This window comes from Aquamicrobium soli (assembly GCF_042646345.1).
GTDB classification, from domain to species: Bacteria; Pseudomonadota; Alphaproteobacteria; order Rhizobiales; family Rhizobiaceae; genus Mesorhizobium; species Mesorhizobium soli_A.
In genome coordinates this window covers 1-21,597 of record NZ_JBHRTK010000013.1, presented here as the reverse complement: position 1 = coordinate 21,597, position 21,597 = coordinate 1, and the positions used below count along the sequence as shown (strand labels likewise).

The window sequence follows — 21,597 nt, the reverse complement described above, 5'->3', positions numbered from 1 at the left end:
GAATAAAAAAGGGCGCCGCGTGGCGCCCTTTTCATTTGGGAGGGAAGCGGCCTCAGCCGGCGATGCCGTTCACGTGCGGCCATACTTCCAAGACGCCGCGGTAGATCATGTCGAGCGCCACGTAGAGGATGATCAGCAGGCCGATATAGGCGATCCAGCGGTGACGGTGCAGCAGCTTGGCGATGAAGCTGGCGGCAAGCCCCATCAGGCCGATCGACAGGATGAGGCCGACGATCAGCACCGTCAGGTGCTCGCGCGCGGCACCGGCGACGGCCAGCACGTTGTCGAGCGACATGGAGACGTCGGCGACCACGATCTGGACTGCGGCCTGCATGAGCGTCTTTCGCGGCTTGGCACCCGCCGCGGCATCGCCGGGTGAATTGGACAGCGCTTCCGTCGCCTCGCGCTCATCTTCTGCCGAAACACGCAGCTCGCGCCACATTTTCCAACACACCCACAGGAGCAGGATACCGCCGGCCAGCAGCAGGCCGACGATGGCCAGCAGCTTGACGGTCACCACGGCAAACAGGATGCGCAGCACCGTTGCGGCGAGGACACCGATCAGGATGGCTTTCTTGCGCTGCTCGGCCGGCAACCCGGCTGCCGCAAGCCCGATGACGATGGCGTTGTCCCCCGCCAGTACCAGGTCGATGGCAATGACCTGTAGCAATGCGGCAAAACCCGCCGCCGTGAAAATCTCCATCGTCCGTTTGCCCTTTCCCTCGATTCAACGATCCACCAGCCGGGCTTCTGGCTTAGAGGGCTGCTGGCGCGAAATCACACGTCGATATGCCGCCTGCGCAAACGTTGCCGCCTGGAATGGGACGCTTTTGACACAGAAAATGCCATGATGACCAGAGTTTTCCGGCCGGAATCTGGATCGACGGCAGCATCTGGGCCAGCGCGAAGCCGGCAAGAGGGCAGGGCGGCTCGAATGTCACGAGCCGCATTACGAAGACGAAGTGTCTGGCCGCCGGATGACCTTCCACCGCCGGACTGAGCTCGCCCGCTCAGGCCCGGCATGCCTGGACGGGCCGGTACTTTTCGCGCGCACCGGCCACGACCAGCACCAGTCCGGCGGCGGCCAGCAGGCCTCCTGCGACCGAAACGGTGCCATAGCCGAAGCCGAGGCTGATGACGCAGGCCCCGACCGCGGCACCGATTGCGTTGCCGAGGTTGAAGGCCCCGACATTGATCGAGGAAGCAAGGCCGGGCGCCTCGGCCGCGGCCTGCATCACCCGCATCTGCACCGGCGGGACGATGGCGAAGGCGGCGCCGCCCCAGACAAGCAGGCCAACGGTGGCGCCCATATGGCTGGCAAACAGCAACGGCAGAACGAACATGATGGCGGCCAGCGCGCCAAGGAATATCGTCGTCGCCCCGTACAGCGACCAATCGGCCAGCCGCCCACCGAGCCCGTTGCCGATGGTGAAGCCGACGCCGATCAGCGCCAGCGCAAGGGTTACGAAACCGTCGGACGCGCCCGTCAACGTCGTCAGCGTCGGAGCCACATAGGTATAGAGCGTGAACATCGCACCCGCGCCCATCACCGTGGTCGCCATGGCGAGCAATACGGCCGGCCGCGTCAGGACATAGAGTTCACGCCTGATATCGGGCATCGCGCCACGCTCGCCTTTCGGCAGGGCGATCCACAGCGCCGAGATGGCGGCTATGCCGATCAGCGCCGTCCCGGCAAAGGCCATGCGCCAGCCGACTTGCTGTCCGACCCAGGTCGCGGCCGGTACACCGCCGATATTGGCGACGGTCAGCCCCATGAACATGGCGGCGACAGCGCTCGCCTGCTTTTCCTTCGGCACGACGCTTGCCGCCACCACCGCGCCAAGCCCGAAGAACGCGCCATGGTTGAGGCTGGTGACCAGCCGCGCCGCAAGCAGCGTGAAATAGCCCGGAGCCATGGCCGACATCAGGTTGCCGATGGTGAAGATCGTCATCAGCAGCATCAGCGCGGTACGCTTGCCGAAGCGGCTGAAGGCGAGCGTCATGACCGGCGCGCCGACCATGACGCCGATGGCATAGGCGCTGATGAGAAGCCCGGCCGTGGGGATCGAGACATCGACCCCCTCGGCAATCACGGGTAGCAGCCCCATCGGCGAGAACTCGGTCGTACCGATGCCGAAAGCGCCGATGGCGAGCGCAAGCAGCGCCCAGCGGGCATGGGAAGACGGTGCGGCCACTGCGGCCGCTGGCATTTGCACGCTCATGACGGATCCCTCAGGTGTTTCAGATATCCCATTCCGGCGCGAGGCCGGGCGGGCTGACGAGCCGGCCATCCGGCCGTGCCAGCCTGGCGATGGCGGCCATGTCGGCCTCATCGAGGGTGAAATCGAAGATGGCGATGTTTTCCTTCACCCGTTCGGGCTTCGCCGTCTTGGACAGGGCGATATGGCCCTGCTGGACAAGCCAGCGCAGCCCGACCTGTGCGGCGCTCTTGCCATATCGGGCGCCGATCCGTTGCAGGACCGGGTCCTTCGGCACGGCTCCATCGGCCATGCCGTAATAGGCGGTGACGGCGACGCCGCTGTCCCTGGCTGCCGCGACCAGCGCCTGCTGCGGCAGATAAGGATGCAATTCCACCTGATTGGTGACGACAGGCGCCCTGGAGCGCTCGATCGACTCGCGCATCTGGGCGATGTTCTGGTTGGAAACGCCGACGAATTTCGCCTTGCCGGCTTCCTGCACCGCGTTCAGCATCTCGACCTGCGCCGCGACAGGCACCTCATGAGCCGGCCAGTGCAGCAGCAACAGATCGACCTGGTCGACCTTCAGCTCATCAAGGCTTTCATCGACCGAAGCGGCAAATTTCTCCGGGCGATAATTGCCGATCCAAACCTTGGTGGTCAGGAACAGATCGTCGCGGCGGGCACCGGCGGCGTGCAGCGCCCGGCCAAGCGCCGCCTCGTTCTGATAGATTTGCGCGGTGTCGAAATGGCGGAAGCCGGCTTCGAGCGCGGCCGGGACGACGCGCTCCACTTCCTCGTCCGACATGCGGAACACGCCGAAACCAAGGGCGGGAATGGTCGCGCCATGCGCGGAAACGGTCTGCATCGAAATCTCCTTCTGGAAATACCTGTCGTGGGCCATGAGATAGAGCGTCGATCCGGGCTTGATAATCCGCCCGTTTTTCCCATCATCTGTGAAACGAAATCAAAGATGGCGCTTCGATGGACAATCGCACCGGCGAAATGCAGGTATTCCTGCGGGTAGTGGAAACGGGCTCGTTTTCCGAAGCCGCGCGGCTTTTGCGCATGACACCCTCGACCGTCAGCAAGCTCGTCTCGCGCATCGAAGCCCGGCTTGGCGTACGCTTGGTGGAGCGTTCGACACGGCGGCTGTCGCTGACGGCGGAGGGTCAGATCTACTACGAGCGCAGCCAGTCCCTGCTGCATGAACTCGACGAGGCCGAGCGTGAGGTCTCGCAGGGGGCGGCAACAACCAGCGGCACGGTGCGGGTCAATATTTCGGTGGCCTTGGGCGTGCTCGGGCTGGAACCCCTGCTGCCCGAATTCTGGCGCCTCTATCCCAATGTCGTGGTCGACCTGTCGCTGTCCGACGAGATCGTCGATCTTTATCTCGACCGAACCGACATCGCCTTCCGTGTCGGGACGCTGCCTGACTCCGGCATGATTGCACGCCGCATTGGCATTGCCCGCCGCAAGATCGTCGCCGCGCCCGCCTATCTCGATCGGCACGGCATCCCCCGCACAGTCGACGACCTCGCGCGGCACAATTGCCTCGGCTTCAATTTCCGCCGTGCCGCGCCGGTATGGCCGATGCGGGAAAGCGGGCGCATCGTCGATCGCGCGGTCAGGGGATCGTTGCTTGCCAATAACGGCGAAACGGTACGGCGCCTCGCGCTCGCCGGCGTCGGCCTGGCGCGCATGGGCGACTATCACGTGCGCGCCGATCTTGCCGCCGGCCGTCTGGTGGAAGTGCTTGCCGACGTGGTCGAGCCGGACGAGGAATATATCCACGCCGTATTCCTGGGCGGAACCCGCATGCCGCAGCGCGTGCGCGTGTTCCTCGACTTCATCGTGCCGCGCATGCAGGCTTTTCTCAGCGGGGCTACGACGCCCAGTTGAATCGCCCCGGAAACGAAAACGGCCCGCACGGATGGCGGGCCGCTTGCTATCCGGCGAAAAACTTACTCGGTGGCAGCGCCGATCGCCTTCAGGCCGGCAACGGCGCACTTGGCGTCGATATCGCCCGAGGGGGAACCGCCGACGCCGATGCCGCCGACCAGCGCCTTGCCGAACTTGATCGGCAGGCCGCCGCCCAGGATGACCATGCGGGGATCCATGTCGCGCAGGCCTTCGTTGGCCGGCTTGGCGGCGATGAACTCGGCGAGGCCGGCCGTATCGCGGCCCAGAGACGCCGAGGTGAACGCCTTGCCGGTCGCGCTGGTGACGGTATGCGCGCCGGAATTATCCGCCTTCAGCAGCACCTTGGTCGAACCGTCACGCCCGACGATGGCGACGCTGACGTTGTTGCCGTCGGCGACGCATGCCTTGAGCGCAGCGTCGGCAGCCTTGATGGCCGTTTCCAGCGGCAGGTACGGAGCGGTCGGCAGTTCCTGCGCGGTAGCGGCCAGCGGAGCGAGAAGCGTGGCGGCAAAAACGATATTGCGGATCATCATGGGTTCCTTTCCTGTTGATGGCCATCATCTAATCGGCCCCCCGATTTTCTGGTATTCGTAGGCGATACACGCCGTATCCGTAGTTCTACGGAGCCTCGCGTCCCTCCAACCATAGCCGCGTCATCTCGGCCTGCGAGGTCGTGCCGAGCTTGGCCCCGATGGCGGCGCGATGGCTTTCCACCGTGCGCGGCGAGAGGCCGAGCCCTTCCGCGATCTGGCGGGTGGTGAAACCCTCGGCGATGCGGTCGAGCACCTCGCTCTCGCGCGGCGTCAGGGCCGCCAGCAACGCCAGCGTCTCGGCCTTTTCGGCGCGGAGGTTGAGCGTGCGCGCCAGCGCTTCCTGCCCCTTCTGGATGGCATCGATCAGGTCCTGCTCGTCAATGGGCTTGGACAGGAAGTCCACCGCGCCGTTGCGGAAGGCCCGGCGGCACGCCTCGATGTCGCCATGGCCGGAAATGACGATCGTCGGCCAGTCGATTCCTTGTTCGGCGAGCCGCTCCTGCAATTTCAGGCCGGAGATCGCCGGCATCCTTATGTCGAGGATCAGGCAACCGGGCCCGAGCTTCGGCACCTGCGCGAGAAAGGCCTGCGGGTCGGCAAAGCCCGTAACGCTGATGCCGACGGTGGACAAAAGCAGGGTGAGCGCCTTGCGCACCGCCTCGTCGTCGTCCACGAGATAGACGGGATGGATCATTCTCCGGCCTCCGCCAGTTCCTGCTTGCACGGCAGCACGACACGGAAGGTCGCCCCGGCATCGCTGTCGACCAGCGCGATCTCTCCGCCGGCGCGCTCCGCCAGCCGCTGGCTCAACGCGAGCCCGAGCCCCGTGCCGTCGGTGCGGGTCGTGGTGAACGGCGTGAACAGGCGCGCGCGTATCTCGGCGGGCACCCCCGGACCGTTGTCGGAAATGTCCAGCACCATTTCAGCCCCGGCCTGCCGCAGCGTCACCGTCACCTCGGCCGAATTGCCCTGGCCGGCCGTGGCATCGATCGCGTTGCGCACCAGGTTGAACACGATCTGCTCCATCTCCACCGGGTCGGCGGTGACGTGGACAGGGGACGGGGGGGTGTCGAAGGCCAGTGTGACGCCCTGGCTGGCAGCCTGGGGACCAAGCAGGGTTTCCACGTTTTTCAGGGCATCGCGCAGGTCGAAGGCCAACCGCGCCGCCTTCTGGGGCCGCGACCAGTTGCGAAACCGCTCCAGAATGGCGGAAGCCCGGCGCGCCTGCGTCACCGTATCGTCGAGGACGGGCGCCAGCGCCGCTGTGTTGTCCTGCCCCAGCATGCGCCGCCCGGCCTGCGCCTGCGCGAGGATGGCGGTCAGCGGCTGGGTCAGTTCGTGGGCGAGTCCGCTTGCCATTTCCCCCAGCGCATTGACGCGCGAGGCATGGGCAAGGCGCGAATCCAGCGCGCTGAGCCGCGCCTGCTCGACCGCCCGACGTGTCCGCGCACGCTCTCTCAGGGCAGAAAGGGCGGCGACATAGGCAAGCGCCACGCCCAGCAGGGTCAACCCGGTGGTGAGGGGAGGAAACAGGTCGGCAAGCCCGATTCCAACTCCCGCTTCCAGAAGCAAGGGCTGCGAAGCGCTGCCCAGCACCCTGGAAAACCGGAGTGTACCAGTGCTGGCGCCCCGGTTCACGAACGGAACGCCGTCGGGCATCGACAAGGTGAGCGCGACGCCGCTCCGCGACCAGAACGGTCCCGCCTCGTCAAGCAGCTTTTCGGCATCGATGCCCACCATCAGGCCGTAGCGCGCCGCATCCGAATTGGGGCTGCGCTTGACCATGACGTAGTGGTGCGGCTTGCCAGGGTAGGGCAACAGGGCGATGCTGCCGGTCGAAGCTTTCGCTGCCGAGCGGATGGCGACGGCAAGCGCTTCGTCGATCGGTGCCGTGCCGACGATCCTGGCTTGCGGGTCGAGCGGGACCAACTGCACCTCGTCGATGCGGGGATAAAAGCGCGAGATGGTCTCGGCGACGTCGAGGAACAAGTCCTGCCGCTCGCCCTGCGCCGCCGTGGCAAGCGCCGAAAGCGCCGTCAGGTGGGCGTCATGCTGATCGGCCCGCTGGGACACCAGGCGATGCAGGACAATGCTTTCCTGCTCCAGTTCGACAACCAGCGATTGGCGCTCCACGACCGCCAAAACACCGGCGGCGGCCAGCAGTAGAAGCAGGCCAAGGGCGATCAGCCGGAGCGGGCTTTGGAGGACTGGACGACTGTTGCCTGCCATGGACGCGTTCTTGCGGTTGATGCGCGCGATCGAAATATCACCCGCCGATATTGCTGCTACATCGTATCCGGTTTTTCGCGAAGCGGTGAGTTTCTTGCGGTCGGCGCCGTCCGCATTTGTCTGCCGCACGCACCCGACCTGGCGAATCCGATTTGAACGGCCATTGGGTATTGCACGCCTTAGCCGTCTTCCTATGCTGGCACCGATCCTGTTCAAGACGGCTACGAGGTTTCCTGCATGGCTACGGAAAAAGTGAAAGGCCCGGCTTCGTATTTTCCTTCCATCGAGAAGACATACGGAGAACCAATATCTTACTGGCTGGCGCTTATCGATACGATGAAGGAGCGGAAGCACATGGAACTGGTTTCGTTGCTCAAGTCGGATCACGGCATGGGCCACGGGCACGCCAATGCGCTCGTTGCCTATCACCGGTCGCGGAAGGCAGCCTGACTGCGACCCGACGCGGCCTGTCGTCCGCTGTTCGCATGGGGAGACTTGCGATGGCCGTTTTCATTCGAGAGGCTCATGCAGGGGACAGGGATGCCCTCGGGGCGGTCAAGCTGCAGTCTTCGCTGGCCTGGGGAGACCATGCTGAAGAACTGCGGTCACTTCCGCAAGCGGGGGAGATTCCGGTCGCGCACCTGCCGCATGCCATTGTCGCAGAGCTTGACGGGCGGATCGTGGGCTTTGCAACGGTCGTTGCGGGCAGGGATGCCATGCAGGCCGAACTGAAGGACCTGTTCGTCGCACCAAAGCTATGGCGAACGGGAATAGGCAGGAAGCTGCTCGCCGAAGCCGAGCATCGCGCCGCCACGCGCGGAGCACGAACGCTTCACGTCGTAGCAGGCGAGCGAGCCCGTCCGTTCTACGAAGCTTCTGGATACCGGTTTGCCGGAACGACCGCGACTGATTTCGAGCCGGCGGTGGAACTGCTCAAGGACCTGCCATAGAGCCGCACAGATTGCCTGCCACGGTCGCTGACCATCAAGATATATCGGGCTATCGCGTGTGGTCGTCGGCCAATGGCGGAAGGGGTGGGATTCGAACCCACGGAGACATCACTGCCTCGGCGGTTTTCAAGACCGCTGCCTTAAACCACTCGGCCACCCTTCCGGCGTTGATTTCGTTAGCTTTTCTGGCATGAGAGGCAAGGTATTCCCCGCCTTTGCTACCATTCTGCTACCGAACGCCTTTCAAGGCTTCGCCTTTACCGCGCTCCTGATCGCAGCGTCAACCTGTTCCGCAGCATCCGCCTGCATTCCTGGCATAACGTGGCTGTAAAGGTCGAGGGTTATGCCGATCGTCGAATGCCCGAGTCTTTCGCTGGCAACCTTCGGGTGCACGCCGGCCGCAAGCATCTGACTGGCATGTGTGTGGCGCAAGTCGTGGAACCGGATACGGGGCAGGGTGGTCTTCCCGAGCAACCGGACCCATTCATGCGTCAGCGACTGCGGCTGGATAGGGCTGCCGTCCGCCTGGGCAACGACGAAGCTGTCGCCGTCGGGGCGAAGGCCAAGGCGCAACTGCTCTTCCGCCTGCCTGGCGCGATGTGCCTTCAACTCAGCAACGACCGTGGACGAAAGGGAAACCGTGCGCGCCTTGCCCGACTTCGGTTCCTTGTAGCGCACCCCTTCCTTCGTCTGTTCGGCGCTTTCCTCGACAGACAGGCTCCTCCGATTGTCACCCAGCTCGACATGGCGCCAGCGCAGCGCGAGAACTTCGCCGCGGCGCAGGCCGCACATGACCGCAAGCAGCACAGGGATGAAGCTGCGGGTAGGGCGGAACGCCTCCAACAACAGGGCCGTCTGCTCGGCGTCGTAGGCGAGCATCTTCTTACGCTCGACCTTCGGGGGCGTCGTCGCCTGTGCAGGGTTCTTTGTCAGCCGTTCCCAGGTCACAGCCTGCCCGAGGGCCTTGATAAGCACCCGGCGGGCATGATGGACCGTCCGGGGCGAAAGCCCTCCCTTTCCGTTCCTGCGGCCCGAGGTGAGCATCTTCGAAAAGGCAGCGTCGATCTTGTCCGTTTTCAGCTTTGACAGGATCACGTCCCCGATCTGCGGGACGATCGTCTTCCGGCATATCTCGCTGTAGCGCTCATGCGTCTTCGGAGACACCGACGGTTTGACGAAGTCCAGCCACTCGTCGAGGTATTCCGCGACGGTCTGCTTGCTGGGTTCGACGTAGTTGCCCGACGTCATCAGCGTGATCAGCCGGGCGCATTCTTCCTCGGCCCTGCGCTTCGATGTCGTGTGGAAGGTGTGCCACTTCCGCCGGCGCTTGCCGTCTTCGTCGTAGAGGTCGATGACGATGGCCCAGTTGCCAGGACTGCGCTCGCGGACGTGGCCTTTCATTCGTCAGTCTCCAACTTCGAAAACATCTTGGATACCCTCTCGGCAGTCTTATTCGTTACGGTCTCGAAATGCTTCGACTGTTGAATAAGCTCAGTGACTTCGCCACCCCTCTTCATAATCTCAACCTTTCGTGCTGCGGCGCTCACAGTTCCAGCGAGGTTACCGACCATCGTAAGCGTGTCGATGAGCATATCCGCGAAATCCCTGACGCTGGTTCCTGGCCGTGCACCACCTTCGGACTCAGCTTTTTTCCTGACGACGTGCGTTTGAATTCGATCGGCGATGAACTCGAAAGTCCCATCTGTCTGCGCTTTGACGTGGTTGAAACTATGATCCGCCTGCAGTCCCATTTGAACCAAACGACGAACCGCTTCCGACCTCGACGGCACGCGATTTTCATAACGCCACTCGTCAATCGCCGAGATTTCATCGGCAGTGATCTTCAGGTGCAGCCGCTCTGTCTCGCTGTCACCTAGCTTTGGTCGGGCCATTATAAACACTCCGGGATAAGTGCATATCGTGCGCACAAAATAGTTGCAAGGCGGTTAAATTCATGGCACCCCTTCATTCGTGCACACGATATGCACGAAAGGAGTATCCCGCATGACAATTGATGAAGCCCTTTCCCGGCCGACCATTTCGGTCCCAGATGCCGGGAAGCTGTTTTTCGGGCTTGCTCGAAACGCAGCCTACGAAGCCGCCAGGAGCGGCGACATCCCAACAATCAAGATCGGCGGCAGGATCATGGTCCCGGTCGTGCCGCTGGCTGAAAAGCTTGGCCTGCGGGCAACCATCGGGAGGGCGGCATGAGCACCCTCCAGAAAATACGTGAAGACGCCGGCCGCAAAGGCTTCTCTGTCACGCGGATAGATGCCGGACACTTCGTCATCACCACCAAGAACGGTGACGGTGTTGTGCGGGCCACCCCGGCCACGTTGGAGGAGGTTGAAGCCTTCCTCGAAAGCGAGGGCAAGTGACCTCGACCCTCCAGAAAGCAAATGGCCCGGCAGCGACTGCCATCGCCCCGGACCGTGGTTCCAACAATCCATCGCAGGACATTCAGAACATGACGACAGATAACATCGCCGCGCCCAAGCGGCAAGACGCACTCCATCGGGCGAAAGACGTCATCAACGACGCACAGTACCTTATCCACGCGGCCTGGATGGCTGCGGGAGCGCTGGATCGGGACGATCACGCCGCTGAGCAGGATGCCCTTCGCTCTGTTCTCCATCTGGCTGGCGAGAGGCTTTCCGAGGCAGAGATCGCCCTTGAGCGCGCTCAGAACGGGAGGGCGTCGGCATGAGCATCACCCGTCGCATTTTCCTGCGCCACACCGCTTCGGCTGGCGTTGTCGCTGCCGTCGCCGCTCCGGTGGCAGCCGCTGAGGCGGAGATTACGCCGCGCAAAAAGGCCCTCTGGCATCTGCGCGAGCTTGAACGTCTCGCCAAGGTGGACGGAGCGAGCAACGTCGTCGTGCAGGTCATTGGGTCCTATACCGGTAACGAGGATTGCCGGTGCCTCGGCATCCATTACAGCGGTCGCCTCATGGACAATAAAGGCATGTTCGCCCCGAAAGGGGGTGAATCATGAAGGTGGCTCGCACCTGTTCCGAAAGCCCTCTCGACGAGTTGCCGGCGATCGTCGCTGACCTCTCGCACCCGGACGCCAAGTTGATCGAACTCGGGCGGCAGTTCGAAGCTGCCAAGGCGAAGGCGCGTTCCTTCGATGGTGCTTACAAGAGCGCCTACAAGAAATACGAAGCGGAATTGGCTGTCGCCGGTATCCCGGAGAATCCCGGTGATCGGTCAGAGGTGCAGCGCACCCTCGAACGGGAACTCTATCGGGACACCGGCTACAAGGCCGTCAGCGATGGCACCAATGCGGCGATCCACGAGTGCGTCGTCTTGATGAAGGCAATCCACCGGGTCAAGGCGACGACGCTGGAAGGCTTTGCCGTCAAGGCGGCCGCCATAGCCTTCGATCAGGGCGATTTCGAGCTGGACCCGAAGCCATCCGACGTCGCCGAGCGGATGCTGTTCCGCCTCGCTCGTGATATGGCGAAGGCGGTGAAAGCGGGAGGCGCGAATGCCTGACCTCTGCAATCTCGTTCTGGTCGGCATGGGCGGCAGGGTCTGGTTCGCGAACGGTCGCGGCAGCCACTCCAGGTTCGGCGAAGTCACCCTCGAAGAAGCCTTGGCCAGCTTCGATCGCTTTTCCGAATGGGTGGAGGCCGGTAACGGCGGCGAGGAAGACGACGCCTCTCCTGAAAACCGTGATCTGTTGATCCGCGCCTATGGCCTGGCCGAGAAAGCTTCGCGGGGAGGCGTCAATGGCTGACATCTCTCACAAGCCGCGCGGGCCGGCTCTCCCAGCCTGCATCACGAACGCTCTGACAGATACGCGAGGCGACCAGATACGCCGCGCTGCGGAAGCTCTTTCCGCGATGCTGTCGGAAATGCATTCCGTCCCCTGTCGCGTCACCATCGAGGAAGACTTTACCTTCATTCTCGTGATGCGCGATTTGGAGGGCATCGAATGAGGCTCCTCCTCGCCCTCCTGGCCTACTACCACGCACGCCGCGCCCGGGTTCAATCCCGGGCGTATAGGCACCACATGGACCGCCGAGCGGCCGTTCTGGAAAGGGCTGGCCGATGAATGCTCCCATCTCAAAACAGGTGGCCGAGCAAGCCATATTCGCAGCGGCGCGCTGGTACGTCGCGAACCGCGAAACCATCAGGCAACGGCAGGGCCACGTCGTTCCCGAACTCCGCAATCGTTTTGGGCTCACGCCCCGGCAGGCGATTGAAGCCATCCGTCATGCCAACGCGGCCGAGCAGAAAGGATCCTGACCTGTGACAGCATTTGTCACCATCGCAGAAATCGAACGTGGGCTGCTGCATGATAAGCCGCGCCGCCGGATCATCATTCCCGATGTCCTCCCGGCTGGTCCTTGCCTGATCTACGGCCCGAGCGGAGTCGGCAAAACCGGCATCGCAATCCGAACCGGTGTTGCCGTGGCTGGTGGGCTCCAGTGGGCAGGTAGGATGATCAGCCGCGGAAGTGTCCTCTACGTGGCCGGCGAAGATATTGAAGGTGCAAAGGTCCGCCTCGTTGCTGCCGCGCGAGAACTCGGCCTCGATCCTTCCACCTTGCCCGTAGCGATCATGGAAGCGCCGGCCGACGGGCTTGTCAGCAATTCTGCGCGGATTGCCGTAGTTGGTGCCGCACAGGCCCTCGCCAAGAATTTCAATCTGCCGATTGCCGCCGTCATCGTCGACACGCTGGCGGCTAGTTTCGGGCCGAAAAGCCAGGACGACGCCACCGCCGCGTCGGAATACATGAGCAATGCCGACAGGACCGCCCGCGAACTGGAATGCGCCTTCCTGTCCATTCACCACACCGGCAAGAACGAGAATAGCGGGATGCGTGGCAGCCGTGTGTTCTTCGACCGCGCCGATGCCGTCGTAAGGGTGAACCAGGGCAAGGGCGGCGTTACCTTCGTCGAGGTCGAGAAGATGCGGAACGGCCCGAAGGGCGCCCGCTTCGCCTATGACATAGCTGGTGCTGACCTGGAGACGGCAGGCGGCACAATCTCGGTGCAGGTGATCCGACAGCTTCGCGCGCTGGAGCCGGCGACCGATGAAGAGGCGACAAAAGAACAACGCAAGCAGACCATCGCCGACCAGATGCTCGGGGTGCTGATCCGCATTTCCACCAACGGTTCCACAAACGCTTCGAACTGGCAGGATGCCTGCTACGAGATGTGGCCGGACAAGTCACCCGAGACCCGCCGGAAGGTCTTTAGCAAGAACCGCCGGCAATTGATCGACGATGGCATTGTTTCGATCTCCGGTGAAAACGTCACCGTCACCGTCACCAGTGACGCTATGGTGACACCCTTGGTGACGCCTCAACCCGAAAACGTCACCGTCACCGTCACCACCCCCCCTTCTATAGAAGGGGGTGACAGTGCGGGGCGGACGGGCAGCGAGGGGAACGAAGTTCCATTTCAAAAGCCAGATAGAGCAAACGGCGAAGGACGAAGCTCTGTCCTCCATGGAGAGGTCGGAAGGACGAATGTCCTTCCTCGGGGTGCGGGGGTCGAAGACCCCACTATGACTTTGCGCGCCGGTGACGGTGACGGGTTGATGGGCGCACGGAGGGCTAGCCGATGATATCGCAACTCGACCTCTTCAAGGCCGAGGTGGTGGCTTTCCCTGCCGACCGCCGGCGCGTGGAAGTGATCCGTGCCGCTAAATTCCTCAACGTCGTGCGTGGCGGAATCTACGCTGAACGCGGTTGGAAGCGCATTTGCAGGGACATGGCTCGCAGCCTTCGTGATGCCGGTGTGGAGGAGATCGAGGTCCGCCGGCAGATCATGGCGTTTCAGGACGCCGTGCAAGCCGAACTCAACGCAATGGCCGTGCGACGGGAGATTCAAGCATGAAGCGCGATGCCCGAATTGTACTCGTGATGCTCTACCTGACGCTTGCCGGCGGCGTGGGTCTTGGTTTCGTCCTCGGGAGGGCTTGGTCATGATGGACGAAGACGACATTCCCGAGGATGTGAAACGCGGCGTGGAGAAAGCCATGTACGGCAGGCCGCTCGTCAAGACGACGGTCGAGACGAAGAGGCGGCACTTCGGGGACCGCATGAACGAAACCCGCGAAGAGTGGCTAAAGCGCCGGAGGCGCGAGGAACGGGAGAAATCCGGGAAGTGACCAGGCACGTACGGATGAAGCAACGCGACCTATTCGGGGCTGCCGCAGCACCCTTGCACGAAATTGCTGGATTGTCTGGAAATTGCTGCAGGAAGGCGAAGCGCAGCAATTATCGGATAGAGCGCGCCGTGCCTCCCGGCCTCGTGATCTACTGCGACGGAGCATGCGAGCCGAACCCCGGCGCCGGCGGCTGGGGCTTCGTGGTCTACCGCGACGGTGTCGAGATCCATTCGGATTGCGGCGGCTCGAACCCGACCACGAACAACATCATGGAGCTCACCGGCGCGCTGAGGGCGCTGCGATGGATCGCTACCATGGATGGTAAGCCGCTTACCATGGATGGCAGCTTCCCCGTTTCCGTGCGCCTGTTCTGCGACAGCCAGTACGTCGTGTCCGGTGCGAACAGTTGGCGGCACGGCTGGAAGCGCAAGGGATGGCAACGCGGCGGCCCCAAGGCCAAGCCAGAGAACCGCACCATTGCGAACCTCGAGCTATGGAAGGAACTGGACGCGGCCCTGACCGCCGTCCCCATCCAGTTGGAGTGGGTCAAGGGCCATGCCGGCATCATCGGTAACGAGCGCGCCGACGAGCTGAGCCTGATGGGCCGCGAATCAGTCCTCGCTCCCGTCCGTTCTCTCATTGACGAACAGCTCGACTACAGCGCGCGAGGTGGCTGGTGAGCAGTCCGAAAGGAAAGCTGGACACTTTGCTCGACGGGCTCGGGATCAAGTTGGTCCCGATCTACCGTCGGCGCGCGGCCGCACAGAGCCATGCCCGCGGCACCATGCATGAAATCCGCAACCAGTACGGCGACGGTCACCTGATTTTCGTCCTGCGCTGTATCCGGCAGACAAGGAACAACCGGGATGAGCTCTGGTCGGAAACAATCGGCGCCATATCCGACATCCTGGTCCAGCGGCCGGATTGGGCCATGGAGCGCGCTGGGGAACTTATGGAAGCATTCGATGCCATTCCGCTTGGCGTGCTACGTGGTGAGGCGGTAAAACTCCGACCTTGGCCCGTACGAGCGACACTGCGTACCCTCATCTTCAAAAGACTGGAAGCGATCCTCGATGAACCAGAGCACCGGCTTGCGGTTTGATTGGGCCGCTGCTGCGGACCTTGCCGATATACACCTGGTCGTAAGGGCGAGGCTTATAGAGGCTGCCGACACCTTCCAGCATATCCAGTTGCGCGGTCTGAGCCCGAGCGACAGGAGCGGATTCTGGCCGGAAGCGGCGCTGGATTACAGTGAGGTCAGCCTGCGATACCGGCCGTCGGCTTCGGCGATATCCCGAGCCGAGGAAGTCTATCACTCGTGGCTGCCCGATTTGGTCACAGATGATGCACACCGCTACGTGCTCGGGCAGTATGCCGCCTGCATGGCCGGGGCCAGCACGTGGGGCTCGTTCCGAAATTTCTGCGACAAAACACAGGCAAATCGTAGGACGCCGCAGCGCTGGGTAGACGCTGAAATCAACGGCATTGCGCAATATTTTTGCAAAAGCGCAAGATCGTTACACGTGCCCAACTGGAGTCGGGTGTCGCCAATGTTGCGGGTTTCGGGTATCGATCTGGCTAAGATGTCGCGACCCACGTTCGAACGGGCTGACGATGCGGTACCGGTTCATATCGATGACCCTGTGTTGATGCGCGAGCTCGCCAAGGCCATCACCAAATCGAACAAACGGCTGCAAAAGCAGAAGGCCCGGCGGAAGTCGGCATAGAGTTTCCGTCACGGCGGATAGAGATCAGGACGGGCCCACCACAGCGGGCGAGCGACGGAAGGTAAGAGGCCAACGCCAAGGCCCGCCCGTCCTGTCATTTATGTGCAAAATCTGCACGAAAGTCGCCACGCTTCCCCGAACTGTCACCGGATGGTGTGCGTTCCTGCCACTCGGCAGGATAGGGGAGCGGGCGCAGAGTTGGGCGCATCCAGCGAAACAGGTCGCTCCTGTCAGGAGGGCGCAAGCCGTGAGGTCCGTAAGAGAGGCCCCCGCCCATTCAACCGCCGTCGCAAGACGGTGTAGCGAGGAGCGGCACACACTGGTGCCTTGATGGCCGACTTTCCCGCAGGGGATGGCGCTCGGCACTCCTCGCAGCGAGGCGAGGCGAACGCGGTCAGGATAATCCGCCGCAACAGCCGGTTTCAGTCCGGCAACCCGCCTTGCAGCATTTCGGAAGGATCCTCTATGCGCCTATCCTTTGCAGGCGCTGCCATGCTGGCGGCGTCGATGAGCACCTTTGCGTCCATCGGCCTGGCGAAAGCCGCCCCCCGGATTACCTCGCGGCGTGAGATCGACCTTTCCAACCCGATCATCCCACCGGCACGGCCGCGCCTGTCGAGAGCCGAAAGAACGGCAGCACAGGCACGCATCGCCGCTGCGGAGGCAAAGCGGCAGCGCAGGCGCGAGCGCAATCTCCGCATCATGGGCGCGGTCGCGTAGCCCGCCTCGCACCCATACAGCCAGAGAGGTTAGGCTCCGCAGCCCGGGACGCGGCTCCGGATCAATGATCTAGAGGGCTTTCACCCAGGCCAGAATATCGGAATGGTAGTAGGCGCCAAAGAAAGCGCCAGCCAACAGCACGAGGACGAGGACTGTTTTCCACTTCTCGCCGATCAGCATGATCGCGGCGGATATTATTATGTCGGTAGCGTCCATGGTGGTTCACGGTACGCGCTCCCGGCTAAAGGCCGGTTGACGGGATCACTAAAATTGGACCTCGCACCCTATCAGGAGCGGCGGACATACATGGGCAACGTCGTCAGTCTGGCGCGCGGCCGGCAGAAGCTCGGCAAAGCGCTACCCAAGCCTCGCATGTGCGGCGACTGCGGTGACGATATCGAGACGGCCCGGTTGCAGGTGCAGCCCAAGGCTCGGCGCTGCATCTCATGCGAGAAGGCCCGCGAGCGCCGTCACCGCAAAATGCTGGAAACGATGAGGGACGACGACATCGCCATCATTCGGCGGTGAGAGCAGGAGTGGCGCGAAGTTAGCCGCCGTTGATTTTGACCTGCTTGCCGTTTTCGGCAATCAGTTTGCCAAGGTCTGCCCAAGACATACGGTATTTGTTGGCAGAATTCTTGGCGGGTATCCACTCGATGTTGCCTTTGCTGATCAAGAGCGACCCCAGCTTGTTGAGCTTCGCCTTGGTCCCGGTCTTGACGGTAATGGTGACGTCCTTGTTCACCACCTGATTGACGTTCGTTTCGAGATGAATTTCGTGTGCCATTTTCCCCATGCCCATATGTGAAAACAATCAAAGGTAATCAAAGGTGGCACGCGGCGGCAAGGGAGTATCTCTTAAGACGATTGGGCCACGGCTTGGCGGCATCGCCTCCCGCTTCGCCAGCCAGGCCCATACCGGCCCTGAGCGCGACCAGCAGCGGGCAGCGACCGCCCCATGGCGGGAATGGTACAAGACATCTCGATGGCAGGCGCTTCGCCGCCAGGTGCTACAGCGCGACCTCTACACCTGCCAGCGCACCGGCGTGCTGCTGATCGGCAAGCACCCGGCACCGAACAGTCCGGTGGTGGACCACATCAAGCCGCACCGCGGCGACCCGGACCTGTTCTGGGATGAGGCGAACCTGATGGCAGTGTCGAAGGCCTACCACGACAGCGAGAAGCAGAAGGCCGAGCAGGGCGAGATCAAGGGTGTGTGGTATTGAGCGAAAAAAGCATGGCCAAGGGCACGGCAATCATAGACGTAGACGCTCGTCTCCTCCCGCAGGCGTTGACGTTGTTCCCCTCGACGTATCGCGTCGTCGGATCGCAGAAGAGCGAGCATGACGGCACGGTGCGCTTGGTAATGGAGAGCGAAGACGTGGCATTGGGCAGCAGTGTGTTCATGACCTGTGAGGTCAGGGATGCGGGCAGCACCAGAACGATCGTGATGCATCCGGTGAAATGATCCGCCCCATTGGCGAAAGCGCCTCCTGCGCCTCCTGTGGCCGAATGGCGGGCCATCCACTCGGGAGGGGGGGTAGGTCAAAGTCTGGAAGGCCTCGACGCCTAGACCCGCGCCCCCCGCATTTGCACAATTTTTTCTGCCGGCTCGGAATTTCGGCTGGAATTCGGTGATCCATGGAAAAATCTAAGGACGCGCCCGCCAAACGTGGGCGGCCAGCATATCGTCCGACGCTGAAGGAGCGAGAGACGGTCGAGCAGATGAAGTTCTGCGGCGAGAGCGAAAACACGATTGCGCGCTCGCTCGGGATCGACGTCGGCACGCTGCGGAAGCACTTCGGCGAGGAACTGGAGAACGGACATGCCAACCGCCGGCGAGAGGTGATCGGCTACCTGTTCGAGGCCGCTTCGTCGAAGAATGTCGCGGCGATCAAGAAGCTGGAGGAAATGGGGCGGGTTGCCAGCGCTGCCGACGCGGTCAAGGCGCGCGAGACGAAAGCGCCCAAGCTGGGCAAGAAGGAAGAGCGCAGGATCGCCGCTGAGAACGTGGGTGGCAAGTTCGCTACGCCCGCGCCGCCGAAGCTGGTCGTCAACAACGGCAAATGAGGAAATGGAGCACTGCCTGTCCCGACTGGCGGGAAAGGATCGTTGAGGGTCGTTCGCTCATCCCGTTCGATCCGCTGTTTCCCGACGAGGCCGAGGCGGCGCTTTCCGTCTTCAAGTCGCTGCGCGTCGTCGACATCGCCGGCAGTCCGACCTTCGGCGAGTGTAGCGACGAGTGGGTGTTTGGCTTCGTCCGGGCAATCTTCGGCGCCTACGACCACGGCACGGCCGAACGGCTGATCGAAGAGTTCTTCCTACTCATCAGCAAGAAGAACACGAAGAGCACCATCGCTGCCGGCATCATGCTCACGGCACTGATCCGCAACTGGCGGCTCTCGGCAGAGTTGAACATTCTGGCGCCGACGATCGAGATCGCGAAGAACTCGTTCGAGCCCGCGCGCGACATGGTCTACGCCGATCCGGAACTGCTCGATCTGATGCATGTGCAGGAGAACGTCCGCACGATCAGGCACCGGCGCACCAATGCGGTCTTGAAGATCGTGGCCGCGGATTCGGAAACGGTCGGCGGCAAGAAGGCGGCGTTTGTTCTGGTCGACGAACTCTGGATGTTCGGTAAGCGGGACGGCGCCGGCGCAATGCTGCAGGAAGCGACGGGCGGCCTGGCATCGCGCCCGGAGGGCTTCGTCATCTATCTGTCTACCCAGAGCGACGAGCCGCCGGTTGGTGTGTTCAAGGAGAAGCTGGAATACGCGCGCGACGTACGTGACGGTGTGATCGAGGATCCTCGGTTCCTTCCCGTCATCTATGAGCACCCGCAGGAGATGATCGAGGCCGAGGAGCACCTCGACCCGAAGACGTTCTACATGACCAACCCGAACCTCGGCCGGTCGGTGCGACAGTCCTGGCTCGAGAACAAGCTGAGGCAGCTGCTGCGCGGCGAAGGCGAGGAAGGCGAAGACCTCCAGACGTTTCTTGCCAAGCACCTGAACGTCGAGATCGGATTGCGGAACCGGCGGGATCGCTGGTCGGGGACCGACTATTGGGAAGCTGCGGTCGAGCCCGGCCTGACGCTCGAAAGCCTGCTGGAGCGCTGCGAGGTCGCGACGATCGGCATCGACGGGGGCGGTCTTGATGACCTTCTCGGGCTGACCGTAGTCGGGCGGGAGAAGGAAACCCGCCATTGGCTGGTCTGGTCGAAGGCATGGGCGCACCCGATCGTGCTCAAGCGGCGCAAGGAGATTGCCGAGCAGCTTCGCGACTTCGCCAAGGCCGAGCCGCCGGAACTGGTATTCTGCCAGAAGCCGACACAGGACCTGGAGGAAGTCGTCGCGATCTGCTGTCAGGTGCGCGACGCCGGCCTGCTGCCCGAAAAGGAAGGGATCGGCGTCGATAAACTCGGTCTGCCGGCGCTGGTGGACGCTCTCATTGCCGCCGAGTTCCAAACGGACGCGAATGGCGGGACGATCACCGGCATCGGCCAGGGCGGCTTTCTGAACGACGTTATCGTGGGCGTGGCTCGCAAGCTGGCCGACGGCACACTGAAGCACGCTGGCCAGGCTCTGATGACGTGGGCGGTCGGCAACGCCAAAGAGATCCTCAAGGGCTCCGCTCGCGCGATCACAAAGCAGACGTCGGGTACGGCCAAAATCGACCCGTTCATAGCCATGCTCAACGCGGCAAAGCTGATGAGCCGGAATCCTGCAGCGTTCGCTCCGCCCACGTCCCCGTGGGACGATCCCAACTTCAGTCTGGTAGGCGCATGAAGATCGGTTTGGAAATCAGCCGCGGCGCTAGTGAAGCGCGGTCGGCTAGCATTGAGAACCCTGCGGTTCCGGTATCGCAGACGGCGGAGTTCATGGCCTTTTTCGGACTGGACTCGGTCAAGCTGCCGGCCGTCACGATCGACCGCGCGCTGACCGTGCCGGCCGTTCTGGCCGCAGTCGCGTTCCTGTCCCGCACGATGGCGACTTTGCCGCTGCACGCCTATCGTGAAGGTAAGGACGGTGCGACGAGGCTGACGGGCAAGACGGCAACAACGATCCACGATGCACCGAACGACCTCATGGGCTCGTTCAAGTTCCGCCAGTATTTCTGGCAGCAGGTGTTCACCGGCGGACGTGGGCTTGCATGGGTCGAGCGCAACGGGTCGGCCATCGAAGCTCTGTGGCCGATGGACCCGCGCAAAACGACCGTGAAGCGGGTGGGGTTCGACCTGGTCTACAAGTTCGAAGACAAGACGTATCCGGCCGCCGATGTGATCGATATCCCCTTCATGCTGAGGGAAGATCAGGTCGGCCACTACGGCCCGGTGCGCATGGCCGCAAAGGCGATCCAGCTGGCGCTCGCCATGAACGAATATGGCTCGAACTTCTTTGCCGGTGGCGGTGTGCCCCCGCTAGCGCTCGTCGGGCCGTTGCCGCAGGGTGCCGACGGTCTGAAGCGAGCGCTGTCCGATACGCGCCGTGCCATCGACGAGGCACATTCCAGTGGCAAGAACATCGTGCCGATCCCGCCTGGACATGAGTTGAAGCCGGTCGGGTACGAGCCCGACAAAGGGCAGATGACAGAGGCTCGCCTCTTCCAAATACAGGAGATCGCCCGAGCCTGGCAGCTGCCGCCAGCCTTCCTGCAGGACTTGAGCAAGGGCACATTCGCCAACGTCGAGCAGCAGGATCTCCATCTGGTCAAACACCTGATCAGCCAGTGGGCGAAGGCCTTCGAGGACGAGGCCAATCTGAAGCTGTTTGGCCGCGGCAGGTCTGGCCGCTATGTCGAACACAACCTCGACGGGCTGCAGCGCGGCGACTTCAAGAGCCGCATCGAGGGCATCGCCCGCGCGATCCAGACGGCGCAGATCACGCCAAACGAAGCCCGCGCCCTGGAGAACAGGCCGAAGCACGGGAATCCGGATGCCGACGAACTGCTGGTGCAGGGTGCGACTGTCGTGCTCGGCAAGCAGCCGTTGAAGCCTGCCCCGGCTGAGCCGAAAACCGAAAATGGAGATGGCAATGAGCCAGAAGCCTGAGGGCGCCGAAAAGCGCTCGCTTGTCCGGCCGGTCGAGTATCGGGCCGACGCCAACGGCAAAATGACCGTGACCGGCTATGCCGCCGTGTTCGGCGAGGTTGCAGATATTGGCGGTTGGTTCAGTGAGGTCGTGGCGCGC

General features: G+C 62.9%; 34 protein-coding genes and 1 tRNA gene. 24 read left to right on the top strand and 11 right to left on the bottom strand.

Going from position 1 to position 21,597, the window contains the following annotated elements; genetic code table 11:
• Positions 1 to 52 precede the first annotated feature (52 nt).
• From ACFOHJ_RS14395 to ACFOHJ_RS14385, 3 genes are all read right to left on the bottom strand, one after another.
• Positions 53 to 703 (bottom strand): TerC family protein, encoded by a 651-nt coding sequence (locus ACFOHJ_RS14395; protein ID WP_378221650.1) that lies wholly within the window; start codon positions 701 to 703, stop codon positions 53 to 55.
• Positions 704 to 1,010: 307 nt separating this feature from the next.
• The gene (locus tag ACFOHJ_RS14390) at positions 1,011 to 2,210 is read right to left on the bottom strand and encodes an MFS transporter (protein ID WP_378221648.1); all 1,200 of its coding nucleotides are present in this window, start codon (positions 2,208 to 2,210) and stop codon (positions 1,011 to 1,013) included.
• Between the two features lie 31 nt (positions 2,211 to 2,241).
• On the bottom strand, positions 2,242 to 3,066 hold the full coding sequence (locus tag ACFOHJ_RS14385) for an aldo/keto reductase (RefSeq protein ID WP_378221646.1): 825 nt from the start codon (positions 3,064 to 3,066) through the stop codon (positions 2,242 to 2,244).
• A gap of 116 nt (positions 3,067 to 3,182) precedes the next feature.
• On the opposite strand from ACFOHJ_RS14385, the gene ACFOHJ_RS14380 reads away from it, so the two are divergent.
• Positions 3,183 to 4,100: a LysR family transcriptional regulator gene (locus ACFOHJ_RS14380; protein ID WP_378221645.1), complete on the top strand. Its 918-nt coding sequence runs from the start codon at positions 3,183 to 3,185 to the stop codon at positions 4,098 to 4,100.
• Between the two features lie 62 nt (positions 4,101 to 4,162).
• Here ACFOHJ_RS14380 and ACFOHJ_RS14375 read toward each other — a convergent pair whose 3' ends face one another.
• The 3 genes from ACFOHJ_RS14375 to ACFOHJ_RS14365 form a co-directional block, all read right to left on the bottom strand.
• The gene (locus tag ACFOHJ_RS14375) at positions 4,163 to 4,651 is read right to left on the bottom strand and encodes a GlcG/HbpS family heme-binding protein (protein ID WP_378221795.1); all 489 of its coding nucleotides are present in this window, start codon (positions 4,649 to 4,651) and stop codon (positions 4,163 to 4,165) included.
• Positions 4,652 to 4,739: 88 nt separating this feature from the next.
• Complete coding sequence (locus ACFOHJ_RS14370; protein WP_378221643.1) at positions 4,740 to 5,348, bottom strand: response regulator transcription factor; 609 nt, start codon at positions 5,346 to 5,348, stop codon at positions 4,740 to 4,742.
• Positions 5,345 to 6,883, bottom strand: coding sequence for a sensor histidine kinase (locus tag ACFOHJ_RS14365; RefSeq protein WP_378221641.1), 1,539 nt, complete (start codon positions 6,881 to 6,883; stop codon positions 5,345 to 5,347). Before ACFOHJ_RS14365 ends, ACFOHJ_RS14370 begins: the two co-directional genes overlap by 4 nt.
• Positions 6,884 to 7,120: 237 nt before the next feature.
• Here ACFOHJ_RS14365 and ACFOHJ_RS14360 point away from each other — a divergent pair, with 237 nt between their 5' ends.
• Positions 7,121 to 7,333 carry a DUF4287 domain-containing protein gene (locus tag ACFOHJ_RS14360; protein WP_378221639.1) on the top strand — a complete coding sequence of 71 codons (213 nt, stop codon included), beginning with the start codon at positions 7,121 to 7,123 and terminating at the stop codon, positions 7,331 to 7,333.
• Positions 7,334 to 7,383: 50 nt separating this feature from the next.
• Positions 7,384 to 7,833, top strand: a complete 450-nt coding sequence (locus ACFOHJ_RS14355; protein ID WP_378221637.1) for a GNAT family N-acetyltransferase — start codon at positions 7,384 to 7,386, stop codon at positions 7,831 to 7,833.
• Positions 7,834 to 7,906: 73 nt separating this feature from the next.
• On the opposite strand, the gene ACFOHJ_RS14350 is transcribed toward ACFOHJ_RS14355, so the two are convergent.
• The 3 genes from ACFOHJ_RS14350 to ACFOHJ_RS14340 all read right to left on the bottom strand — a co-directional run bounded on the left by ACFOHJ_RS14350 (position 7,907) and on the right by ACFOHJ_RS14340 (position 9,725).
• A tRNA-Ser gene (locus ACFOHJ_RS14350) sits at positions 7,907 to 7,996 on the bottom strand.
• Positions 7,997 to 8,076: 80 nt separating this feature from the next.
• Complete coding sequence (locus ACFOHJ_RS14345) at positions 8,077 to 9,234, bottom strand: tyrosine-type recombinase/integrase (protein WP_378221636.1); 1,158 nt, start codon at positions 9,232 to 9,234, stop codon at positions 8,077 to 8,079.
• Positions 9,231 to 9,725: a hypothetical protein gene (locus tag ACFOHJ_RS14340; protein WP_378221635.1), complete on the bottom strand. Its 495-nt coding sequence runs from the start codon at positions 9,723 to 9,725 to the stop codon at positions 9,231 to 9,233. Before ACFOHJ_RS14340 ends, ACFOHJ_RS14345 begins: the two co-directional genes overlap by 4 nt.
• A 112-nt stretch (positions 9,726 to 9,837) precedes the next feature.
• Here ACFOHJ_RS14340 and ACFOHJ_RS14335 point away from each other — a divergent pair, with 112 nt between their 5' ends.
• The 15 genes from ACFOHJ_RS14335 to ACFOHJ_RS14265 all read left to right on the top strand — a co-directional run bounded on the left by ACFOHJ_RS14335 (position 9,838) and on the right by ACFOHJ_RS14265 (position 16,405).
• Positions 9,838 to 10,044: a DNA-binding protein gene (locus tag ACFOHJ_RS14335; protein WP_378221633.1), complete on the top strand. Its 207-nt coding sequence runs from the start codon at positions 9,838 to 9,840 to the stop codon at positions 10,042 to 10,044.
• Complete coding sequence (locus tag ACFOHJ_RS14330) at positions 10,041 to 10,211, top strand: hypothetical protein (RefSeq protein ID WP_378221631.1); 171 nt, start codon at positions 10,041 to 10,043, stop codon at positions 10,209 to 10,211. The genes ACFOHJ_RS14335 and ACFOHJ_RS14330 overlap by 4 nt, the downstream gene beginning before the upstream one ends.
• Positions 10,208 to 10,540: a hypothetical protein gene (locus ACFOHJ_RS14325; RefSeq protein WP_378221630.1), complete on the top strand. Its 333-nt coding sequence runs from the start codon at positions 10,208 to 10,210 to the stop codon at positions 10,538 to 10,540. Before ACFOHJ_RS14330 ends, ACFOHJ_RS14325 begins: the two co-directional genes overlap by 4 nt.
• Positions 10,537 to 10,827, top strand: a complete 291-nt coding sequence (locus ACFOHJ_RS14320) for a twin-arginine translocation signal domain-containing protein (RefSeq protein ID WP_378221628.1) — start codon at positions 10,537 to 10,539, stop codon at positions 10,825 to 10,827. The genes ACFOHJ_RS14325 and ACFOHJ_RS14320 overlap by 4 nt, the downstream gene beginning before the upstream one ends.
• 80 nt (positions 10,828 to 10,907) lie before the next feature.
• Complete coding sequence (locus ACFOHJ_RS14315) at positions 10,908 to 11,330, top strand: hypothetical protein (protein ID WP_378221626.1); 423 nt, start codon at positions 10,908 to 10,910, stop codon at positions 11,328 to 11,330.
• A complete protein-coding gene (locus ACFOHJ_RS14310) occupies positions 11,323 to 11,574 on the top strand; it encodes a hypothetical protein (RefSeq protein ID WP_378221625.1) in 252 nt (83 codons plus the stop codon). Before ACFOHJ_RS14315 ends, ACFOHJ_RS14310 begins: the two co-directional genes overlap by 8 nt.
• Complete coding sequence (locus ACFOHJ_RS14305; protein WP_378221623.1) at positions 11,567 to 11,776, top strand: hypothetical protein; 210 nt, start codon at positions 11,567 to 11,569, stop codon at positions 11,774 to 11,776. The genes ACFOHJ_RS14310 and ACFOHJ_RS14305 overlap by 8 nt, the downstream gene beginning before the upstream one ends.
• A gap of 112 nt (positions 11,777 to 11,888) precedes the next feature.
• The gene (locus ACFOHJ_RS14300) at positions 11,889 to 12,086 is read left to right on the top strand and encodes a hypothetical protein (protein WP_378221622.1); all 198 of its coding nucleotides are present in this window, start codon (positions 11,889 to 11,891) and stop codon (positions 12,084 to 12,086) included.
• Positions 12,087 to 12,089: 3 nt separating this feature from the next.
• A complete protein-coding gene (locus ACFOHJ_RS14295) occupies positions 12,090 to 13,412 on the top strand; it encodes an AAA family ATPase (RefSeq protein ID WP_378221621.1) in 1,323 nt (440 codons plus the stop codon).
• Positions 13,409 to 13,684, top strand: a complete 276-nt coding sequence (locus tag ACFOHJ_RS14290) for a DUF6074 family protein (RefSeq protein ID WP_378221619.1) — start codon at positions 13,409 to 13,411, stop codon at positions 13,682 to 13,684. The genes ACFOHJ_RS14295 and ACFOHJ_RS14290 overlap by 4 nt, the downstream gene beginning before the upstream one ends.
• Positions 13,685 to 13,772: 88 nt before the next feature.
• Positions 13,773 to 13,958: a hypothetical protein gene (locus ACFOHJ_RS14285; RefSeq protein WP_378221617.1), complete on the top strand. Its 186-nt coding sequence runs from the start codon at positions 13,773 to 13,775 to the stop codon at positions 13,956 to 13,958.
• Positions 13,959 to 13,972: 14 nt separating this feature from the next.
• Complete coding sequence (locus tag ACFOHJ_RS14280) at positions 13,973 to 14,638, top strand: ribonuclease H family protein (RefSeq protein WP_378221616.1); 666 nt, start codon at positions 13,973 to 13,975, stop codon at positions 14,636 to 14,638.
• Positions 14,635 to 15,060 carry a hypothetical protein gene (locus ACFOHJ_RS14275; protein ID WP_378221615.1) on the top strand — a complete coding sequence of 142 codons (426 nt, stop codon included), beginning with the start codon at positions 14,635 to 14,637 and terminating at the stop codon, positions 15,058 to 15,060. Before ACFOHJ_RS14280 ends, ACFOHJ_RS14275 begins: the two co-directional genes overlap by 4 nt.
• Complete coding sequence (locus tag ACFOHJ_RS14270; protein WP_378221613.1) at positions 15,032 to 15,685, top strand: hypothetical protein; 654 nt, start codon at positions 15,032 to 15,034, stop codon at positions 15,683 to 15,685. Before ACFOHJ_RS14275 ends, ACFOHJ_RS14270 begins: the two co-directional genes overlap by 29 nt.
• Positions 15,686 to 16,192: 507 nt before the next feature.
• Positions 16,193 to 16,405, top strand: coding sequence for a hypothetical protein (locus tag ACFOHJ_RS14265; protein ID WP_378221611.1), 213 nt, complete (start codon positions 16,193 to 16,195; stop codon positions 16,403 to 16,405).
• A gap of 69 nt (positions 16,406 to 16,474) precedes the next feature.
• Here the strand turns inward: ACFOHJ_RS14265 and ACFOHJ_RS14260 are convergent, their stop codons facing one another.
• Positions 16,475 to 16,621, bottom strand: a complete 147-nt coding sequence (locus ACFOHJ_RS14260) for a hypothetical protein (RefSeq protein WP_378221610.1) — start codon at positions 16,619 to 16,621, stop codon at positions 16,475 to 16,477.
• A 90-nt stretch (positions 16,622 to 16,711) separates the two neighbouring features.
• On the opposite strand from ACFOHJ_RS14260, the gene ACFOHJ_RS14255 reads away from it, so the two are divergent.
• Positions 16,712 to 16,933, top strand: coding sequence for a TraR/DksA C4-type zinc finger protein (locus tag ACFOHJ_RS14255; RefSeq protein WP_378221608.1), 222 nt, complete (start codon positions 16,712 to 16,714; stop codon positions 16,931 to 16,933).
• Between the two features lie 19 nt (positions 16,934 to 16,952).
• On the opposite strand, the gene ACFOHJ_RS14250 is transcribed toward ACFOHJ_RS14255, so the two are convergent.
• On the bottom strand, positions 16,953 to 17,192 hold the full coding sequence (locus ACFOHJ_RS14250; RefSeq protein WP_378221606.1) for a hypothetical protein: 240 nt from the start codon (positions 17,190 to 17,192) through the stop codon (positions 16,953 to 16,955).
• Between the two features lie 43 nt (positions 17,193 to 17,235).
• Here ACFOHJ_RS14250 and ACFOHJ_RS14245 point away from each other — a divergent pair, with 43 nt between their 5' ends.
• The 5 genes from ACFOHJ_RS14245 to ACFOHJ_RS14225 all read left to right on the top strand — a co-directional run bounded on the left by ACFOHJ_RS14245 (position 17,236) and on the right by ACFOHJ_RS14225 (position 21,458).
• A complete protein-coding gene (locus ACFOHJ_RS14245; protein ID WP_378221604.1) occupies positions 17,236 to 17,631 on the top strand; it encodes an HNH endonuclease in 396 nt (131 codons plus the stop codon).
• An 11-nt stretch (positions 17,632 to 17,642) separates the two neighbouring features.
• Positions 17,643 to 17,873, top strand: a complete 231-nt coding sequence (locus ACFOHJ_RS14240) for a hypothetical protein (protein WP_378221603.1) — start codon at positions 17,643 to 17,645, stop codon at positions 17,871 to 17,873.
• Between the two features lie 173 nt (positions 17,874 to 18,046).
• Complete coding sequence (locus tag ACFOHJ_RS14235) at positions 18,047 to 18,475, top strand: hypothetical protein (protein ID WP_378221601.1); 429 nt, start codon at positions 18,047 to 18,049, stop codon at positions 18,473 to 18,475.
• Positions 18,472 to 20,196, top strand: coding sequence for a terminase large subunit (locus ACFOHJ_RS14230; RefSeq protein ID WP_378221599.1), 1,725 nt, complete (start codon positions 18,472 to 18,474; stop codon positions 20,194 to 20,196). The genes ACFOHJ_RS14235 and ACFOHJ_RS14230 overlap by 4 nt, the downstream gene beginning before the upstream one ends.
• Positions 20,193 to 21,458, top strand: a complete 1,266-nt coding sequence (locus ACFOHJ_RS14225; RefSeq protein ID WP_378221597.1) for a phage portal protein — start codon at positions 20,193 to 20,195, stop codon at positions 21,456 to 21,458. The genes ACFOHJ_RS14230 and ACFOHJ_RS14225 overlap by 4 nt, the downstream gene beginning before the upstream one ends.
• Positions 21,459 to 21,597: the final 139 nt, after the last annotated feature.

Bases quoted from the DNA above. Each gene is read 5' to 3' on its own strand.
- ACFOHJ_RS14225 (WP_378221597.1), top strand. From the start codon at position 20,193: ATGAAGATCGGTTTGGAAATCAGCCGCGGCGCTAGTGAAGCGCGGTCG.
- ACFOHJ_RS14365 (WP_378221641.1), bottom strand. From the start codon at position 6,883: ATGGCAGGCAACAGTCGTCCAGTCCTCCAAAGCCCGCTCCGGCTGATC.
- ACFOHJ_RS14270 (WP_378221613.1), top strand. From the start codon at position 15,032: ATGAACCAGAGCACCGGCTTGCGGTTTGATTGGGCCGCTGCTGCGGAC.
- ACFOHJ_RS14390 (WP_378221648.1), bottom strand. From the start codon at position 2,210: ATGCCAGCGGCCGCAGTGGCCGCACCGTCTTCCCATGCCCGCTGGGCG.
- ACFOHJ_RS14265 (WP_378221611.1), top strand. From the start codon at position 16,193: ATGAGCACCTTTGCGTCCATCGGCCTGGCGAAAGCCGCCCCCCGGATT.
- ACFOHJ_RS14335 (WP_378221633.1), top strand. From the start codon at position 9,838: ATGACAATTGATGAAGCCCTTTCCCGGCCGACCATTTCGGTCCCAGAT.
- ACFOHJ_RS14290 (WP_378221619.1), top strand. From the start codon at position 13,409: ATGATATCGCAACTCGACCTCTTCAAGGCCGAGGTGGTGGCTTTCCCT.
- ACFOHJ_RS14345 (WP_378221636.1), bottom strand. From the start codon at position 9,234: ATGAAAGGCCACGTCCGCGAGCGCAGTCCTGGCAACTGGGCCATCGTC.
- ACFOHJ_RS14280 (WP_378221616.1), top strand. From the start codon at position 13,973: ATGAAGCAACGCGACCTATTCGGGGCTGCCGCAGCACCCTTGCACGAA.
- ACFOHJ_RS14255 (WP_378221608.1), top strand. From the start codon at position 16,712: ATGGGCAACGTCGTCAGTCTGGCGCGCGGCCGGCAGAAGCTCGGCAAA.
- ACFOHJ_RS14320 (WP_378221628.1), top strand. From the start codon at position 10,537: ATGAGCATCACCCGTCGCATTTTCCTGCGCCACACCGCTTCGGCTGGC.
- ACFOHJ_RS14285 (WP_378221617.1), top strand. From the start codon at position 13,773: ATGATGGACGAAGACGACATTCCCGAGGATGTGAAACGCGGCGTGGAG.
- ACFOHJ_RS14385 (WP_378221646.1), bottom strand. From the start codon at position 3,066: ATGCAGACCGTTTCCGCGCATGGCGCGACCATTCCCGCCCTTGGTTTC.
- ACFOHJ_RS14395 (WP_378221650.1), bottom strand. From the start codon at position 703: ATGGAGATTTTCACGGCGGCGGGTTTTGCCGCATTGCTACAGGTCATT.
- ACFOHJ_RS14230 (WP_378221599.1), top strand. From the start codon at position 18,472: ATGAGGAAATGGAGCACTGCCTGTCCCGACTGGCGGGAAAGGATCGTT.
- ACFOHJ_RS14260 (WP_378221610.1), bottom strand. From the start codon at position 16,621: ATGGACGCTACCGACATAATAATATCCGCCGCGATCATGCTGATCGGC.
- ACFOHJ_RS14370 (WP_378221643.1), bottom strand. From the start codon at position 5,348: ATGATCCATCCCGTCTATCTCGTGGACGACGACGAGGCGGTGCGCAAG.
- ACFOHJ_RS14360 (WP_378221639.1), top strand. From the start codon at position 7,121: ATGGCTACGGAAAAAGTGAAAGGCCCGGCTTCGTATTTTCCTTCCATC.
- ACFOHJ_RS14250 (WP_378221606.1), bottom strand. From the start codon at position 17,192: ATGGCACACGAAATTCATCTCGAAACGAACGTCAATCAGGTGGTGAAC.
- ACFOHJ_RS14340 (WP_378221635.1), bottom strand. From the start codon at position 9,725: ATGGCCCGACCAAAGCTAGGTGACAGCGAGACAGAGCGGCTGCACCTG.
- ACFOHJ_RS14355 (WP_378221637.1), top strand. From the start codon at position 7,384: ATGGCCGTTTTCATTCGAGAGGCTCATGCAGGGGACAGGGATGCCCTC.
- ACFOHJ_RS14305 (WP_378221623.1), top strand. From the start codon at position 11,567: ATGGCTGACATCTCTCACAAGCCGCGCGGGCCGGCTCTCCCAGCCTGC.
- ACFOHJ_RS14380 (WP_378221645.1), top strand. From the start codon at position 3,183: ATGGACAATCGCACCGGCGAAATGCAGGTATTCCTGCGGGTAGTGGAA.
- ACFOHJ_RS14310 (WP_378221625.1), top strand. From the start codon at position 11,323: ATGCCTGACCTCTGCAATCTCGTTCTGGTCGGCATGGGCGGCAGGGTC.
- ACFOHJ_RS14235 (WP_378221601.1), top strand. From the start codon at position 18,047: ATGGAAAAATCTAAGGACGCGCCCGCCAAACGTGGGCGGCCAGCATAT.
- ACFOHJ_RS14375 (WP_378221795.1), bottom strand. From the start codon at position 4,651: ATGATCCGCAATATCGTTTTTGCCGCCACGCTTCTCGCTCCGCTGGCC.
- ACFOHJ_RS14330 (WP_378221631.1), top strand. From the start codon at position 10,041: ATGAGCACCCTCCAGAAAATACGTGAAGACGCCGGCCGCAAAGGCTTC.
- ACFOHJ_RS14300 (WP_378221622.1), top strand. From the start codon at position 11,889: ATGAATGCTCCCATCTCAAAACAGGTGGCCGAGCAAGCCATATTCGCA.
- ACFOHJ_RS14240 (WP_378221603.1), top strand. From the start codon at position 17,643: ATGGCCAAGGGCACGGCAATCATAGACGTAGACGCTCGTCTCCTCCCG.